General features: G+C 48.9%; 17 protein-coding genes. 6 read left to right on the forward strand and 11 right to left on the reverse strand.

Translation table 11 applies throughout. The annotated features are described in order from the left end of the window. Positions 1-178: 178 nt before the first annotated feature. Both cfa and punC read right to left on the reverse strand, forming a co-directional pair. Positions 179-1327 carry a cyclopropane fatty acyl phospholipid synthase gene (cfa, locus tag GC128_RS20535; protein WP_151995850.1) on the reverse strand — a complete coding sequence of 383 codons (1149 nt, stop codon included), beginning with the start codon at positions 1325-1327 and terminating at the stop codon, positions 179-181. A gap of 296 nt (positions 1328-1623) precedes the next feature. Further along, the gene (gene punC / locus GC128_RS20540) at positions 1624-2817 is read right to left on the reverse strand and encodes a purine nucleoside transporter PunC (RefSeq protein WP_151995851.1); all 1194 of its coding nucleotides are present in this window, start codon (positions 2815-2817) and stop codon (positions 1624-1626) included. 115 nt (positions 2818-2932) lie between these two features. Here punC and punR point away from each other — a divergent pair, with 115 nt between their 5' ends. Beyond that, complete coding sequence (gene punR, locus GC128_RS20545; protein WP_151995852.1) at positions 2933-3844, forward strand: DNA-binding transcriptional activator PunR; 912 nt, start codon at positions 2933-2935, stop codon at positions 3842-3844. 20 nt (positions 3845-3864) lie between these two features. On the opposite strand, the gene purR is transcribed toward punR, so the two are convergent. After that, entirely contained in the window at positions 3865-4890 is a 1026-nt protein-coding gene (gene purR, locus GC128_RS20550) for an HTH-type transcriptional repressor PurR (protein WP_064511768.1), read from the reverse strand. Positions 4891-5185: 295 nt separating this feature from the next. Here purR and cydH point away from each other — a divergent pair, with 295 nt between their 5' ends. Next, complete coding sequence (gene cydH / locus GC128_RS20555) at positions 5186-5275, forward strand: cytochrome bd-I oxidase subunit CydH (RefSeq protein ID WP_034455366.1); 90 nt, start codon at positions 5186-5188, stop codon at positions 5273-5275. A 52-nt stretch (positions 5276-5327) separates the two neighbouring features. Here the strand turns inward: cydH and sodB are convergent, their stop codons facing one another. Together sodB and GC128_RS20565 are read right to left on the reverse strand one after the other, a co-directional pair. Continuing rightward, entirely contained in the window at positions 5328-5909 is a 582-nt protein-coding gene (sodB, locus tag GC128_RS20560; RefSeq protein ID WP_034455367.1) for a superoxide dismutase [Fe], read from the reverse strand. 192 nt (positions 5910-6101) lie between these two features. After that, complete coding sequence (locus tag GC128_RS20565) at positions 6102-6950, reverse strand: C40 family peptidase (RefSeq protein WP_151995853.1); 849 nt, start codon at positions 6948-6950, stop codon at positions 6102-6104. A gap of 362 nt (positions 6951-7312) precedes the next feature. Here GC128_RS20565 and GC128_RS20570 point away from each other — a divergent pair, with 362 nt between their 5' ends. Further along, complete coding sequence (locus GC128_RS20570) at positions 7313-7657, forward strand: Grx4 family monothiol glutaredoxin (protein ID WP_064511765.1); 345 nt, start codon at positions 7313-7315, stop codon at positions 7655-7657. 66 nt (positions 7658-7723) lie between these two features. On the opposite strand, the gene rnt is transcribed toward GC128_RS20570, so the two are convergent. From rnt to eptA, 5 genes are all read right to left on the reverse strand, one after another. After that, positions 7724-8377, reverse strand: a complete 654-nt coding sequence (gene rnt, locus GC128_RS20575) for a ribonuclease T (RefSeq protein WP_151995854.1) — start codon at positions 8375-8377, stop codon at positions 7724-7726. 93 nt (positions 8378-8470) lie between these two features. Continuing rightward, entirely contained in the window at positions 8471-8878 is a 408-nt protein-coding gene (gloA, locus tag GC128_RS20580; RefSeq protein WP_151995855.1) for a lactoylglutathione lyase, read from the reverse strand. 90 nt (positions 8879-8968) lie between these two features. Next, entirely contained in the window at positions 8969-10066 is a 1098-nt protein-coding gene (gene nemA / locus GC128_RS20585) for an alkene reductase (protein WP_151995856.1), read from the reverse strand. A 54-nt stretch (positions 10067-10120) separates the two neighbouring features. After that, positions 10121-10720, reverse strand: a complete 600-nt coding sequence (locus GC128_RS20590) for a TetR/AcrR family transcriptional regulator (RefSeq protein ID WP_151995857.1) — start codon at positions 10718-10720, stop codon at positions 10121-10123. A 72-nt stretch (positions 10721-10792) separates the two neighbouring features. Further along, positions 10793-12421 (reverse strand): phosphoethanolamine transferase EptA, encoded by a 1629-nt coding sequence (eptA, locus tag GC128_RS20595; RefSeq protein ID WP_151995914.1) that lies wholly within the window; start codon positions 12419-12421, stop codon positions 10793-10795. Between the two features lie 184 nt (positions 12422-12605). Between eptA and GC128_RS20600 the strand changes: the two genes are divergently transcribed. The 3 genes from GC128_RS20600 to sodC all read left to right on the forward strand — a co-directional run bounded on the left by GC128_RS20600 (position 12606) and on the right by sodC (position 14402). Continuing rightward, positions 12606-12845: a DUF1289 domain-containing protein gene (locus GC128_RS20600; RefSeq protein WP_151995858.1), complete on the forward strand. Its 240-nt coding sequence runs from the start codon at positions 12606-12608 to the stop codon at positions 12843-12845. A gap of 57 nt (positions 12846-12902) precedes the next feature. After that, positions 12903-13799: an aldo/keto reductase gene (locus tag GC128_RS20605; RefSeq protein ID WP_151995859.1), complete on the forward strand. Its 897-nt coding sequence runs from the start codon at positions 12903-12905 to the stop codon at positions 13797-13799. Positions 13800-13880: 81 nt separating this feature from the next. Further along, the gene (gene sodC, locus GC128_RS20610) at positions 13881-14402 is read left to right on the forward strand and encodes a superoxide dismutase [Cu-Zn] SodC (RefSeq protein ID WP_064511759.1); all 522 of its coding nucleotides are present in this window, start codon (positions 13881-13883) and stop codon (positions 14400-14402) included. A 2-nt stretch (positions 14403-14404) separates the two neighbouring features. On the opposite strand, the gene GC128_RS20615 is transcribed toward sodC, so the two are convergent. Further along, a complete protein-coding gene (locus tag GC128_RS20615; protein ID WP_151995860.1) occupies positions 14405-16426 on the reverse strand; it encodes an FUSC family protein in 2022 nt (673 codons plus the stop codon). Between the last annotated feature and the right edge of the window lie 6 nt (positions 16427-16432).

Raw genomic sequence — 16432 nt, forward strand, 5'->3', positions numbered from 1 at the left:
AGTGGACTGATTGTGAAACAAGATGGAAACCGGTTTCCAATGAATAAAGAGATAAGTGTTAACGGGATCAAACTCGTGAAGAAAGGAGCGCAGGAAACGTGAAGAGACTCACATTTTGTTAAGAAAATGCTACATGCTTGCGAGGATTGAGTTTACCCCGGCGGTGCCGGGGTGGAAATCAGTGCGGAACCCGTAAACCGTTTTCGACGCCACGAGTGAAGACGACTTGCCAAAGCTGGATATCACGTGCACGGAAGGCTCCGGCACAAGCATTCAGATAATAACTAAACATGCGTTTGAATCGTTCTGAATAGTTATCTGCAATTTCCGGCCAAAAGTTATTGAAGCGTTCATGCCATGCCATCAGTGTTTTGTCGTAGTCGGCGCCAAAATTATGCCAATCTTCCATCACAAAATGACCTTCACTGGCATCGGCAATCTGGCGCACTGATGGCAGGCAGCCATTAGGGAAAATGTACTTGTCTATCCATGGGTCAACACCATTGAAGGTTTTATTCGAGCCAATGGTATGCAGCAGGAAAATACCGTCAGGTTTTAGGTTGCGGTCGGCAACATCAAAATAGGTGGCATAGTTTTTCGGCCCAACATGTTCGAACATGCCGACAGAAACAATGCGGTCAAATTGCATATCCAGTTCGCGATAATCTTGCAGCGCAATATTAACGTTAAGCCCGGTACAACGCTCTTGCGCCATTTTTTGTTGTTCGGCGGAGATGGTTACACCGTGAACGGCCACGCCGTAATTCCGGGCAGCAAATTCTGCCAGACCGCCCCAGCCGCAACCAATATCAAGTAGCGTCATTCCTGGCTCAAGATGCAGCTTATCGCAAATCATTTTAAGCTTGGCGTTTTGTGCATCACTTAGCGTAATAGCGTCTTTCCAATAACCGCAGGAATATTGCATATGTTCATCAAGCATACGGCTAAATAAGTCATTGCCCAGATCATAATGTTCTTTACCGACTATCCACGCGCGTTTTTTGGATTGCAGATTAACTAAGCGCGCGGCGGCTACACGTAGCGTGTCTTTTAAATGGTGAGGGAGTTGCTGCTCAAGTCCGGCGCGAATGGCGTTATGGAAAAAAATATCCAGTCGTTCGCAGTCCCACCAGCCGTCCATATAGCTTTCACCAAGACCCAGTGTACCCTCTTGCAGAACACGCTTAAAAAATTCGGGATGCTTAACCTGTATATCGAAGGGGCGTGGGCCATTAATTTCTACCCCTGCTCGCGTGAGCATATCGTTCACAATCCGATACCACGGGTTATTTCTTATTCTGACTTCTTCTATACACGATGAACTCATAGCTTCTCCATCACCAATGTGAAAGGAACCTTAAAACAGCGTAGACGCTATTTTGGGCATGTGAGAAATGTTACGGAAAATTCCGTGTGCCTGATATCCGACGTAGAACAGAGAAAGGGGGCTTGGCGCCCCAAAAAACAGCTGTAAAACAAAAACGGGAGCCAAGAGGCTCCCGTTTTAATGTGATTATTATGGTGTTATTTGTTGAGCCGTTTATGAGTATAGGCTCGCTTAAGCGGTGATTCAATCACATATTCTTAGCAAGCTAATCATGTTGAGACTGAGCAATTTTAATCTTAATGTGCATCCGATTCAGCCGGTTGCCAGACTTCGGCATTTTTACGGCGCTGAAGCAGATAACCCAGCATGGCCAGAGCTATTGTTACCAGCATGACACTGGTGGTTGTCAGCAGTGGTGTAGCGACCAACCACGACACCATTAAACTTGCCAGGAAGCACAGGCCCAATTGCAGCGTGTTTTGCAGCGCAGCGGCTTTACCCGTGGCTTGCGGGAAAGGCAATAGTGCAGAAGCAACAACGATTGGGTAAATCGCCCCGTTGGCAATCGCCATGATACAGAATGGGATGAGCAGCATGGTCAGGTTCGCATGTCCACTGATTGATACCGCCCAGGTGCCGAAAACACTCAACGTATATAACGCCAGCAACCACGGCAGCATTTGCTTGCCTTGCCATTTTTGCAGTGCGCTACGGCAGCCATAACCACCAATCAGGAAGGCGATAGTTTGCGGCACATAGCTCAGGCCAATTGCCGCCGGGCTGTAACCCATATCGTTCAGAATAAACGGAGAACCGGTCAGCCAGGCAAAGAAGCTGGCAGAGCAAGCTGCGTAAATCAACACGTTGCCGCTATAAACACGAGAGCGCAGCAACGACATAAAGCTGACTTTATTGTCTTCTGTTTGCGGGTGATGCTGGGTACGTGGTTTCAGACGCAGAGTTGGGATCATCAGCACCAGCGTGATGGCAAACAGTGTGGCGAAAATCGCCTGCCAGTCAAAGTGGGTCAAAATCCAGCTACCCAAAAGTGGAGCCAGTGCAGGAGACAGACCAACCAGCGGCATAATCGTTGCAAAAATACGATTTGCGCGGTTTGCCGGGTAGTAATCGGTCACCAGTGCCTGCCAGCTTACCGCGGCAGAACAAACACCAACGGCCTGAACGAAGCGCAACACCAGCAGAGCGGTGGCACTTTCTACCCACAACATTCCAATACAACCGACGGCGAACAGACTCAGACCGGCCAGCAAAACTGGTTTACGTCCGAAATGGTCTGACAGCGGCCCCCACATTAACTGGGCAAACGCAAAGCCCGCAAGGAACAGGCTCAGGCTCGCACTGACGGCGGAGGCATCGGTCTGTAAATCTTGCTGAATGGCAGCGAAAGCAGGCAGATACATGTCTGTGGCAAGGAAGCCCAGAACACTTAATCCAGCCAGCCAGATAAGAAATCCTTTTGATGGTTGCATAATTTTCTCTTGTTTTATCTTGCAGGTTGATCGCCGCGAGAGTGTACGGAGTGCAAATAGGCTTGTGAAACGCTAATATTTGTAGGTTGCGTTCAAAAATTTTGTGAGCAGAGAAATGTGGTCAGAATATTCGCTGGAAGTGATAGATGCGGTAGCGCGCAATGGCAGCTTCAGTGGTGCAGCACAAGAGCTGCACCGCGTTCCGTCAGCTATCAGCTATACGGTACGGCAACTTGAAGATTGGTTAGCGGTTCCGTTATTCGAACGTCGCCATCGGGATGTTGAATTAACCCCCGCTGGTGTCTTTTTCCTGAAAGAAGGCCGCTCTGTTATCAAAAAAATGATGACGACACGGCAGCAGTGTCAACAGATCGCAAATGGATGGCGCGGGCACCTGGCTATCGCAGTTGATAACATCGTTAAACCTGAACGAACGCGTCAGTTGGTGTTGGATTTTTATCGTCATTTTCCGGATATCGAACTGCGTATATTCCAGGAAGTGTTTAACGGCGTGTGGGATGCGCTGGCTGATGGGCGAGTTGAAGTCGCGATTGGTGCGACACAAGCTATTCCTGTCGGGGGGCGTTATGCGTTCCGCGATATGGGGACGTTGAGTTGGCGCTGTGTGGTGTCATCAAATCACCCACTGGCACAGCAGGGCGGAACCTTAAGTGATGATGATCTGCGAGCCTGGCCGTCGTTAGTACTGGAAGATACCTCCCGTTCGCTACCGAAGCGTATTACCTGGCTTTTGGATAACCAGCGTCGAGTTGTGGTTCCAGACTGGGAATCTGGCTCTGATTGTCTTAGCGCGGGTTTATGTATTGGTATGGTGCCATTGCATATAGCAAAGCCGTGGTTGGCTTCAGGGCAGTGGAGTGAGCTGACGCTCAATAACCCGTTCCCGGACGCGGCATGTTGCCTGACATGGCGGCAAAATGATGCTTCGCCAGCTCTAGCCTGGCTGCTGGAGTATTTAGGGGATAGCGAGACGATGAATCAGGAGTGGTTGCAGGAGCCTGCTTAGGCAGGCTCCTTTGACTGTTTTTAGCGGCGGTAATCGCGGAATGGGCCATCTGCCACTGAACGGCGTTCAATCAGGCGCGGATGTACTTCAATTGATTGCGACTCTTCGCGTTTATTGACGATTCTATCCAGCAGCATATTGAAAGCTGTTTCACCCAGCGAGTCCTTCGGCTGGTGAATGGTGGTCAATGCCGGTGTGAAATAACGAGCGTTACGCACGTTGTCATAGCCGATAATGGAAATATCCTGCGGTACGCGTAAACCCATTTCATCAGCAGCACAAATTGCGCCCATCGCCATAATGTCGCCGCCGCAGAATACTGCGGTAGGGCGCTGAGACTGACCGATAATCTGCTGCATGGCGCGGTAGCCTGACTCAGGTTCAAAGTCACCTTGCACAATCCAGTTCTCAGGAATAGCGATCCCAGCTTCTTCCAGCGCCTTCATAAAACCAGCATGGCGGCCGCCACCGGTATTACGCTCCATTTGGCCAGGGATTGCACCAATTTCGCGGTGACCACGTTCAATCAAATAACGTCCAGCCAGATAGCCACCGTGGAAGGCATTATCGACAACGGAGTCGGTGAAATCTGCGCGGGCTTCGCCCCAGTCCATCACAACCATTGGGATGTGACGATACTCTTCAAGCATAGTCAGTAATGATTCCGGATATTCAGAGCACATCACCAGCAGCCCATCGACGCGCTTTTGCGCCATCATGGATAAATAGGCGCGCTGTTTTTCGAAATTATTGTGCGCATTACCCAAAATCAGGGTGTAGCCTTTTTCAAAGCAGCTATTTTCGACAGCTTCGATTATCTCGGCAAAATAGGGTGCTTCGCTAGAAGTGGCTAGCAAACCAATCGTTTTGGTGTGATTAACTTTCAAGCTACGCGCGACGGCGCTCGGCGAATAGTGCAATTGTTTGATTGCCGCCCAGACCGCGTTACGTGTTTCTTCCGCCACAAAACGGGTCTTGTTAATCACATGTGATACGGTTGTGGTGGAAACGTTTGCGAGCTTCGCTACGTCCTTGATTGTCGCCATTAAATTTCACTCCGGGCCATATCGTAAACCCCTGATAACCAATGTGTTAAACGTTTGCGTACGCTAACTCCTGAGGCAACGTTAAGGTTGCAGGTATGCCGGGATTGCGACATAAAACGGGAGGAGGGTGTTGAATAGATGGTACGCAATAAATTAGCGTGGGATTTTGGCCTATCCTGGAGAAAAGTGAAAGAGGGAAAAGCGATATCAGGTTAAAACCAGGGGGATTTTTATGTCTGATTGTGGGAAAATCAAGCCGACACACCGATTGTAGGGTAATAAAAGGAGTTTGCTAATGAGTACCGATCTGAAATTTTCAATCATGACCACGGTTGTTGTTTTGGCACTGATTGTGTGTGGCGCGTTAACCGCCGTACTGCACTGATACATCGCTCTGATTAAAATGGGCCGCAATCGCGGCCCATATATTTTAGGTTTTATGCTGCCAGATTCTTAGCAACAAACTCCCAGTTCACCAACGCCCAGAAATGCTCAAGATAGCCAGCACGAGCATTGCGGTAGTCGATGTAGTACGCATGTTCCCACACATCCACAGTCAATAACGGTGTTGCCGCTGTTGTTAGTGGGGTACCCGCGTTTGAGGTAGAGACAATCGCCAGAGCGCCATCTTCTTGTTTGACAAGCCAGGTCCAGCCAGCGCCAAAGTTTTTAATAGCTGCATCAGTGAACTGCTGTTTAAACTCAGCAAAGCTCCCAAACGACTTATTAATGGCTTCCAGAAGCTCTCCAGTTGGTTCACCGCCTGCATTTGGTGCCAGGCAATTCCAATAGAAGGTGTGGTTCCAAACCTGAGCTGCGTTGTTAAACACGCCACCTTCGGAAGTACGAACGATCTCTTCGAGAGTTTTACCTTCAAACGCGGTGCCCTTAACCAGATTGTTCAGGTTAGTGACATAGGTTTGATGGTGTTTACCGTAATGGTATTCCAGAGTTTCGGCGGAAATATGCGGTGCTAAAGCATCTTTTGCATATGGTAGTGCAGGTAGTTCGAACGACATTGCTGACTCCTTATTACCCTTCATACTTCGAGCAGCATCTTTGTTGGCTGCGATGCAACTCGAATTAATTTGGGTATCTATTGTTAAACATCACTCTTAGTGCGGGTTTAGGGTAACAAATTGAAAGGATAAGCAAAAGAGGGAACTCACCTGCCCAGGGAAGGGCAGGCGCAGGTTTTCGATAAATAGAGTTTAACGAATTGTTTTAGGGGTCATAACGCGTTTGGCACCGACATAGTGGCGCTGCCAGTAGTCTTCGCTTAGTGAGGTTATCTGGATATCTTGTCCGGTACGCGGTGACTGAATAAATTTACCGTTGCCCACGTACACGCCAACATGGTCAGCGGTGCCCCGACCTTGGGTGCGGAAGAAGACCAAATCACCAGTTTCAAGCTCCCCACGATCTACAGATGAGGCATCACGCAGGTGATACATCTCGTTAGCGGTACGAGGAATACGGAACTTCACTAAATCTTTGTATGCGTAGTAAACCAGACCGCTGCAATCGAAACCGGTAACCGGCGAGGTGCCACCCCAACGATACGGTTTGCCAATCTGGCCCATCAATTTATTCATTGCCGTTTTTTGTGCTTTTTGCACACGGACTTTATGCGCCGCAGCAATCGTCGTTGGCTGCTCTGATTTAACTTTTACACAATGCGCTTTATGGCCTTTACGCGGCTTGCTGCATTTTTCGGTGAAAGTAACAGGCTGAGCTTTTGCGAGTTTAGAGGTTTTAGTGCGGGAGTTTTTTGCAAGTTTCTTTGTTTTAGCGCTGCTGGCATTTTTGGCGGTTTTACTTTTTGCGGCAGTTGCTTCTTTTTTCTTGCTGGCTGTTTTGACTGAGGTGGTGCTTTTTTTGCTGGTGGTAGTGGTTTTACTCTTACTGCTTTTTTCTGTGCTCTTCGTTGTGCTTTTAACAACGTGCGCTTTTTGCGCAGCCACGGGACGAGCGTGCTCAGACGCCTGCGTCAATGGTGTATACGGCAAGGTAAATAGCAGAGCACAGAGCGTGATAGAAATTTTTGTTATCCGCGCCACTCGACAATCCCCTGGTGAAAATGAATGCATGAGAAAAACCATCATGCCCGTGTATGATTTTGCGAAACCCGCCGATTCTAATCTATTAAGCACGATAAAGTTAATAACCTTTTACTATTCGTCTTGCTGTTTCGTTACCGGACGCAAAAAAATTAACCAAACTAATGGTTGCAAGGCTATTTATTGATCAGGCTTAGGGTCATTTGCTGATTTTCAGTGGCGGGAAAAGTGTTATTCTTGATACATGTTGTCCCTCCATCGCGTATGACAGGAAAGCCCTATAAAAAATGGTGTTTTCTGAAGAGGGCGTCAATCGCTACAATGGCAGACTAATGCCAGTACTTGGTTTGAGGAAGCAAGCAATGAGCACTATTGAAAAAATCCAACAACAGATTACAGAGAACCCAATTCTTCTTTATATGAAAGGTTCTCCGAAACTGCCTAGCTGTGGCTTCTCCGCCCAGGCTGTGCAGGCGCTATCCGCTTGTGGTGAGCGTTTCGCGTACGTTGATATTTTACAGAACCCAGACATCCGTGCTGAGCTGCCAAAATACGCTAACTGGCCTACTTTCCCGCAGCTGTGGGTTGATGGTGAACTGGTTGGCGGCTGCGACATCATCATTGAGATGTATCAGCGTGGCGAATTGCAGGCACTGATTAAAGAATCTGCTGCCAAACACAAATCCGAAGAGCCAGACGCAGAGTAATTTGCAACTGGACTAAGTAATTGCCAGAAATAAAAAAGCGACTTATCAAAGTCGCTTTTTTTATGCTCAGGATTCGGGGTCCGCTGGCAGCGGTAAAGGCCAGCCGCCTAAACGTTTCCAACGGTTAACGATTTCGCAAAAAAGCTCGGCGGTTTGCTCAGTATCATATAGAGCCGAGTGCGCCTGGCTGCTGTCAAATGGCATACCTGCGGCGATACACGCTTTAGCGAGTACCGTCTGGCCGAGAGCCAACCCGCTCAGTGCGGCAGTGTCAAAGGTCACAAATGGATGGAACGGGTTACGTTTTAAAGAAGCACGTTCTGCCGCTGCCATCATAAAGCTGTGATCGAATGTCGCATTATGGGCGACCATGATCGCGCGGTTACAACCGCTGTCTTTAATTCCTTTGCGCACCATTTTAAAAATTGCGTGTAGCGCGTCATATTCACTCACTGCACCACGCAACGGGTTATGCGGGTCGATACCATTAAAGGCCAGCGCTTCAGGTTGAAGAATTGCGCCTTCAAAAGGTTCAACATGGAAATGCAGGGTTTCGTCAATCGATAACCAGCCGTCTTGATCCATCTTTAAAGTGATGGCTGCGACTTCAAGTAAAGCATCGGTTTTAGCGTTAAACCCGGCGGTTTCAACGTCAATGACTACCGGATAAAAACCACGAAAACGGTCGCACAGGCTATGCAGTTGCGTGTTGTCAGACATCAGGATCTCTTAATACGGGGAAAAAGCAGCGCGCATTATGGCAAATTTTAACAAGGGAAGCTAACGGGCGCAGAGAGCACCCGTAACAGGATATTAATTACCCAAGCCTTTACCTGCGTCTTTGCTTTCGATCAGCTCAATTTTGTAGCCGTCAGGATCTTCAACAAAAGCGATAACGGTGGAGCCGCCTTTTACCGGGCCAGCTTCACGGGTGACATTGCCACCGTTTTTACGAATACGTTCACAGGCTTCAGCCGCATCATCTACGCTCAGAGCGATGTGACCATAAGCATTGCCTAAATCGTAGCTATCGGTGCCCCAGTTATAGGTCAGTTCGATAACCGCTTCTTCGGTTTCCGGGCCATAACCAACGAACGCCAGAGAGTATTTGTTATCAGGGTTTTCACTGGTACGCAGCAGAGTCATGCCTAGCACTTTAGTGTAAAATTCGATGGAGCGTTGCAGATCGCCGACACGCAGCATGGTGTGAAGTAAGCGCATATTTACAAAATCCTCTTAGAATTAAAGGGTTAATTTCTAAATGCGAGGTAAGTATAGCGGCGAACTAGCGCCGCTATCAATGAGAGGGGTCTATAAAGTCGGGTAGTCGGTATAACCTTCTGCACCACCACCATAGAAAGTTTCAGGGCGCTGGGCGTTGAGTTCTGCATTGTGATGCAGGCGTTCAACCAGATCCGGGTTAGCAATATAGTCACGGCCAAAGGCTACTGCGTCGATTAGGCCTTTCTCGATTAATGTTTCGGCTTTTTCTGGCGTGTAAGCACCAGCACCGATGATCACACCGTTAAAGCGTTCACGTACTTTCTGACGGAACTCTTCGGTATAAGGTTGACCGCCAGCCCAGTCTGGTTCAGACATGTGCAGATAGGCAATGCCACGTTTGTTCAATTCTTCAATCAGATACAGTGCATCGGCTTCTTCGTCCGGGCCGTTATCAACATTCTGGAAAGAACCGATTGGCGAGACGCGAATACCAATGCGATCGGCACTCCACTCTTTGCTTGCAGCATCAACCACTTCTAATACCAGACGTGCGCGGTTTTCGCGGCTACCACCGTATTCATCAGTACGATGGTTGGATGTTGGTGACAGGAATTGATGCAGTAAGTAACCGTGTGCAGAGTGTAATTCGACCATATCAAAGCCAGCATCACGTGCATTACCGACAGCCTGGCGGAAGTCATTCACAATACCTGGGATTTCATTAAGCTCAAGAGCACGTGGCATTGAGGTATCGACACGAATGGCATGACCATTTTCATCACGTAATGAGGTGCGCGTTCCGGCAGAAATTGCAGATGGCGCAACCGGTGCTTGCTGGCCTGGCTGAATACTGGTGTGGGAGATACGGCCGGTATGCCACAGCTGTACTGCAATACGACCGTCCGCGGCGTGAACGCCTGCGGTAATTTTCTGCCATGCTGCAATTTGCTCATCGCTATGCAGACCAGGAGCACCTTCATAGCCTTTAGCTTGCGCTGAAATTTGCGTTGCTTCGCTGATAATTAACCCAGAACTTGCACGCTGACGGTAGTACTCACCCATCAATGGCGTTGGAATATCGCCAGGCACAATGCTACGCAGGCGGGTTAATGGTGCCATAAAGATACGGTTAGGCGTGGTAATCGCGCCGACTTTCAGTGGAGTAAATAATTTATCTGCTGACATATAAAACGCCTCTAATAGACCGGTCGTCTACTATTTGATTAAATAAAAAGCCTGTCAGGAGACAGGCTCCGCTAATAATTGAGTTACGTGGGCGAGGGCGCATTCTAGCGGTACCGCGCTACGTGAAATCTTCGCCTGAAGACTTGCTCCTAGCCACAAAGCATAAATTACCTGGGCCTGGCTTAACGCTGAGCCGGTTAATTTCAGGCTTGATTCGGCATCACCTTTTTCCAGTGCATCTGCAATCTGGGAGACAATTTGTGCGGCACCTTTGTTCAGGGCCGCGCGCATATCTTCTGAAAGATCACACACTTCAGCCGAAAGCTTTACCGTTAAACAACTGATCAAGCTGCCGTGCTGGCAAAACCATGTCACCGTTTCCTGGTACCAGGCCAGCAATTTTTCTCGATAATTACCGCTATCGTGGGAAAAGTGCTGCTGTAAACGCAGGTTGTAAGCAGTGTAGTAACGCTCAAGCATCGCCACGCCAAATGCTTCTTTTGACCGAAAATAATGATAAAACGAGCCTTTCGGTACTTCAGCTGTGCTTAACAGCTCGCTCAATCCCATGCCAGTAAACCCGCGCTGCAGACAAAGCTGCTCGCCGGTAGCAAGGAGGTGTTCACGAGTGTCATGTTCAGGATGTCTGTTCATGGGGAATACTGTAATAGACCAGTCGGTCTAAGGCAAGGTTCAGGCGGCAGAATTTTCCTGCCGCCTGAAGGGTCAGGTTTTACGGCATGTGGCAAGAATATCCATATCAGGTTGATATTCTGAGGTTTTAATATCCATCATTCCCAGCAGCGTTGAGAAAATATTATCCTGAGAAACTTGCTCGGCAGCCGCTTTCTTGGCCAGACAATCAGCATTGACGGCAAAGTTTTGTTGGTAATCTTTCGATAGCCAGAACAGGAACGGAATGTGCGTTTGCTGTGAAGGGGCCAGCATATAGGGTGTGCCATGCAAATAAATACCGTTTTCACCCAGCGATTCACCGTGGTCAGAAAGATAGACCAGTGCGGTATTGAATTTGTCGCCATGTGCGTTCAATTCATCGATGGTGCGGCTAACAATATCATCGGTGTACAAAATGGTGTTGTCATAGGTATTGATGAGCGACTGGCGATCGCAATCCTGAATCTGGTTACTGTCGCACGTTGGTGTGAACTTGCGGAATTTATCCGGGTAGCGGCGGTAGTAGGCCGGACCATGGCTACCCATCAGATGCAATACAATGACGGAGTCTTGCTGTAAACCATCCAGCACGTTGCCGAAGCGATGTAAAATCGCGTCATCCCAACAGGATTTGTCTTTGCACAACGCGTCTAAATTCCACTGTGTCATATCGGTATGCGGGATACGGGAACAAGCCCCTTTACAGCCGCCATCATTATCACGCCATAGCAGATTGATACCTGCATGTGCCATGACGTCAAGCAAGCCTTCCTGGTGACGAGCCAACGATGCATCGTAATTTTTACGTGGCATATTAGAGAACATGCATGGAACGGATATAGCCGTTTCGGTACCGCAAGATGATGCATTAGGGAAATAAATAACGTCGCGTTTTTTCAGTTCCGGATTGGTATCACGGGTGTATCCATTCAGTGAATAGTTTTCAGCGCGCGAGGCTTCCCCCACAACAAAGACAACTACAGTTTTCTTTTTCTGTTGGCTAATCAACGTGCCTTTTTTCGCATCTTCACCAATTTTTACCAGCGTTTGATCGCCGGCAAACCAGCGGGTCAAGCTGTAGCGGCTTATGGCACTAATGTAGTTGGCAGGTGTCACCATTTTCACCACGCCTTTGTTGTTACGGAACAGTGAGGCGTAGTCTTTATAAAATACGGATGCGACAAGAATAATAATCAATAACCCAGCCAACACGCCTACCAACCGAGTCAGGAGGGTATACCACCAATGTGAAGGTTTGATTTTGATTGAAGCCAGGATGAGCGCAGGCACTATGCCCGCAATGCTGAGCCAAATAAGCAACTGCGGAGTAACCAGTGCTACGGCTTCCTGGGAGTCGGTTTCAAAAACGTTCGTCATCATGTTTTTGTCGATGACGGCACCGTAGGTGTACATAAAATAGTTACTGGCAGCACAGCCAATTATCAGTATCACCAGCACAGGCTTACGCAACCACGGCAGGTTTATCATGCTGAAAATAGTCAACCAGGCGCTGAATAACACTACCGGTACAGAAATTGCGAAGAGCCAGCTATGGAAGGAAACTGGAGCAATGATTTCCCAGGTGCGTTTTATGAACAAGAAATTGATTAATGTGAAGAAGAGTGCACAGCAAATATTAAATTTAGAATCGTTACACTGTAACTTTTTCAGGGATTCCATAACAGCCATAAATGATCATAAAGAATGCGCACAGACTAATGAATAAAGATTAGGTGAACCTTAATTTCAAAAATCCATTCATATCTTTTTGTGCGGGACAAGCACTAAGAATATTTACCGCACCGCTTGCAACATTTTATTTGTCGGTCTTCAATTGAAGCAATGCGACGAAAGAGGTGTGAGGGTGTCTGAACAGTTAGAATTTTTCCCGATTCAAAGCCCGTGTCGTGGGATCTGCCAGTCAGATGAACGCGGTTTTTGCCGTGGCTGTATGCGCAGCCGTGATGAACGATTTCAGTGGCAGCAATTAAGCGATGGGCAAAAACAAGAAGTGCTTCGGTTATGCCGCCAACGATTAGTGCGTAAATTGCGAGCAAACAAGGCGCTTCCCCCTGAAGAACCCCAACAACCCTCACTTTTTTAATTCCTTGATGCCGTTATACTCAGTCGCAGAATTCGTTTACTACTGAGGACAGGCTTTATGGTACAGCGCACTACGATTTCCCCGCAGGGCCCAGAATTTTCACGCCTGGTCATGGGGTATTGGCGTTTGATGGAGTGGAACATGTCCGCGCCGCAGCTAGCCAGTTTTATTGAAGAGCATGTCGACTTAGGGATTACTACCGCCGATCACGCCGATATTTATGGCGGTTACCAGTGTGAAGCTGCATTTGGCGAAGCGATGCGCCTGGCACCGCATCTGCGGTCCAAAATGGAAATTGTCACCAAGTGTGGTATTGCCACCACGGCAAACCCAGGACACGCACTGGGTCACTACATTACCGATAAATCACACATCATCAGCCAGACTGAAAAATCGCTCGAGAACCTGGCAACCGATTATCTCGATCTGTTGTTGATTCACCGCCCGGATCCTTTGATGGATGCTGATGAAGTTGCAGAAGCTTTCACTTCGCTGCATCAGAGTGGAAAAGTGCGTCACTTTGGTGTGTCGAACTTTACCCCTGCGCAGTTTGCTTTGTTGCAATCGCGTTTGCCATTCACGCTTGCGACCAATCAGGTAGAAATCTCGCCGGTACATCAGCCTACTATTCTCGACGGTACGCTGGACCAATGCCAACAGTTGCGTATACATCCGATGGCATGGTCATGCCTGGCTGGCGGTAGCCTGTTTAACGACGAAGCATTACAGCCGCTGCGTGATGAGCTGCAAGCCGTCGCAAATGAAATCGGCGCGGAAACTATCGAACAGGTGGTATATGCGTGGGTGATGCGATTGCCGTCTAAACCCTTGCCAATCATCGGTTCCGGTAAAATCGAACGCGTGCGTTCAGCAATTCACTCCTTAAGCCTGGATATGAGTCGCCAGCAGTGGTTCCGTATCCGTAAAGCTGCATTGGGTTACGACGTGCCATAACCCGCAAAAACAGTTATCTCCCGGAGGATTCAACCTGTCTGGCCTATGCTTAACAGGTTGAACGTGAATCCGGGAGTTAATATGAAGCGAATAAGTCTGGCTTTTTTAACGCTGTTTAGCTGTGCGGCTGTTCAGGCTGCGAGCACCGAAGTTCAAATGAATCTCGTCACGCCTAAAGGGATTGGCCATTCTCTTGGTACCGTGAAAATCACCGAAACCGACAAAGGGCTGGTCTTTGCACCAGATCTTAGAACCCTTCCTCCAGGCGAACATGGTTTTCATGTTCACACCAATGGCAGCTGTGAACCTGCAATGAAAGCTGGAAAACCTTCAGCTGCAGAGGCTGCTGGTGGCCACCTGGATCCTGATCACACTGGGAAACACATGGGGCCGATGGGTGTTGGGCACCTGGGTGATTTGCCTGTACTTGTGGTCGATAATGATGGAAGCGCTACCGAACCGGTCACCGCACCTCGCCTGAAAACACTTGATGAAGTAAAAGGCAAAGCGCTGATGGTGCATGTTGACGGCGATAATATGTCCGATCAACCTAAACCACTTGGTGGTGGTGGAGCACGTTACGCTTGCGGTGTCATTCAATAAAATCAGTGGCTACCTGCCAGAGTTCCGGCAGGTGGCGCCTGTTCCAGCTGTGAAAGTGAGCAGTAGAGCCGCCAGATAATTCCCGCAAGCTCTCGTGCTGCCGGATTGTGATGATGTGCGAGCGTCTCGGACATTCGCTGCAATTCCTGTAACGTGGCTGCTAACGAGCGTTGTTGTACTCCGCGCTCACTCATGACATCCCTCAAGGTATGAATACACACATCGCGCACTTGTGAGAGCGGGTCGGAACGTGTTTCCCATACTCGTAATTGCCAAACAACATGAGAACAATTGAGTAATACCACCCCCCAGCGCAGCAACCAGCGGCGCGCCACTTCATCTTTGCTGTTACTCAATTGGCTGATGTGGTGATAAACCAGCGATTCGAACTGGTTCTCGGAGTGCTGCGGCTTACGGCTTAACTGATCGACAAAACCGCGCCGTAAGGCACGAATATGACGGCGCCCTTTACGTGTATCGGAGCCCGGGCGAAGAACAGAAAACGCAACCCATGAGAGACCTACACCAATGACTTTTGCCAGATTGTCATTGAGGAAATCAGCTAAGTCATAAACCGGTGGATTAGTGACGGCGATAAATGACCCCATAAATACAATTAATTGCCCCCACAGCCCGGCTAACTTAGGTTGTTGCAGCTTTAGCAGTTGCATTGTCGCCAGCAGCGGCAACAAGAAAATCAGGAATTGCCAGAGATCGGTGATCTGTACCATCAGGCCAAATTTGACCAGGAAGCTGAATAACGACAGCCATAACAGGGTGCGCATCAGTAGCGTAAGTGAGTTAAGCGGTGAGGCGACCGACGAATAGAGCACGCAGCTGATCGCCGCCAACGACAACGCGCCACTCCCGGCGTCCCATTGAGTGTTAATGCACCATGCTCCGGTTACGGTTATCACGCAAAAGGTACGTAACGCGCTCCACAATGCTTCGGTATTATCGGTATGACGTGCCAGCGGCGGCGTTTTGGGCGGAGTGAGTTGTGAAACCGGGGTGGTATTTCCCAGTTCACGCAACCAGCGGCTACTGTTCAGATACAACCAGCAGAAATAACGCAAGCGCCGCCAGAATGCCTGATGACGGTAATCAGCTTCCGGCCCAGGGGCAATCTGTTGCAACAGCCGGGCAACGGTATATTTATGGGTGCCTTCCCGTGCCAACTCATGAATCAATGCTTCAAGAACCGGCCACAGATTTTCCGGGGGATTTGGCCAGTTCATTAGCATGCGTCGAAGGCTTGAGATTACGCTGGTCAGACGTAATTGCTGATGGATTAAATAATTGAGCAAATTATTCTGGCGGCGGAAGCGGTAATGGCTCCAGAATGCCTGAATTCTCAATAGATTCATGGTTAGAATCTGTCCAATAACACCTTCATGCGCAGTTCGAATGGCATCTGTGGTTTCCGGTTTCCACAACATGGATGCGTGCTCTAACAACCGGGCATGCATATTTCGCAACGCACTAAGAAGGGTGGTGCCATCTGAGGTACTGGGCAGCACCATCATCATAAATCCACCGCACAAAATCCCGACTATTACCTCACAAACTCGCGCCTGAGTGATGTCCCAAAGCTGGGTTGTTTCGACGGTATTGACCATCGGGAAAGCAATGATCGCAGCGGTGTAGCCCGCCAGCATAAAAGCATAGGCTACGTTGTTCTGGAAATGGCTTGAACTCCAGGTGCAGAGTGCGAGCCAGGATGCCATCGCAAAGGTAAACAACCAGGGGTCGTTGAGTGTGTTTCCCGCAATAATCAAAGAGGCCATCGCACCAATCAGGCTACCGGCGACTCGTCCAAGACTTTTACTGACCACACCACCGACAGTGGGAAAACTGACGACCGCAGCTGAGGTCATCGCCCAATAAGGTTCATCTAAATCCAGGTAGTAAGCGATGGTTAATGCGAGGCACATCGCAATGGCATTACGCAGGGCATAGCGCCATTGCCCGGCGTTTGCTTTCCCCCAGGGCGTGTTTTTCCATGCCAGTGACGAGAGTTTCATCGCTAG

The sequence above is a fragment of the Buttiauxella massiliensis genome (genome assembly GCF_902500225.1).
GTDB classification, from domain to species: Bacteria; Pseudomonadota; Gammaproteobacteria; order Enterobacterales; family Enterobacteriaceae; genus Buttiauxella; species Buttiauxella massiliensis.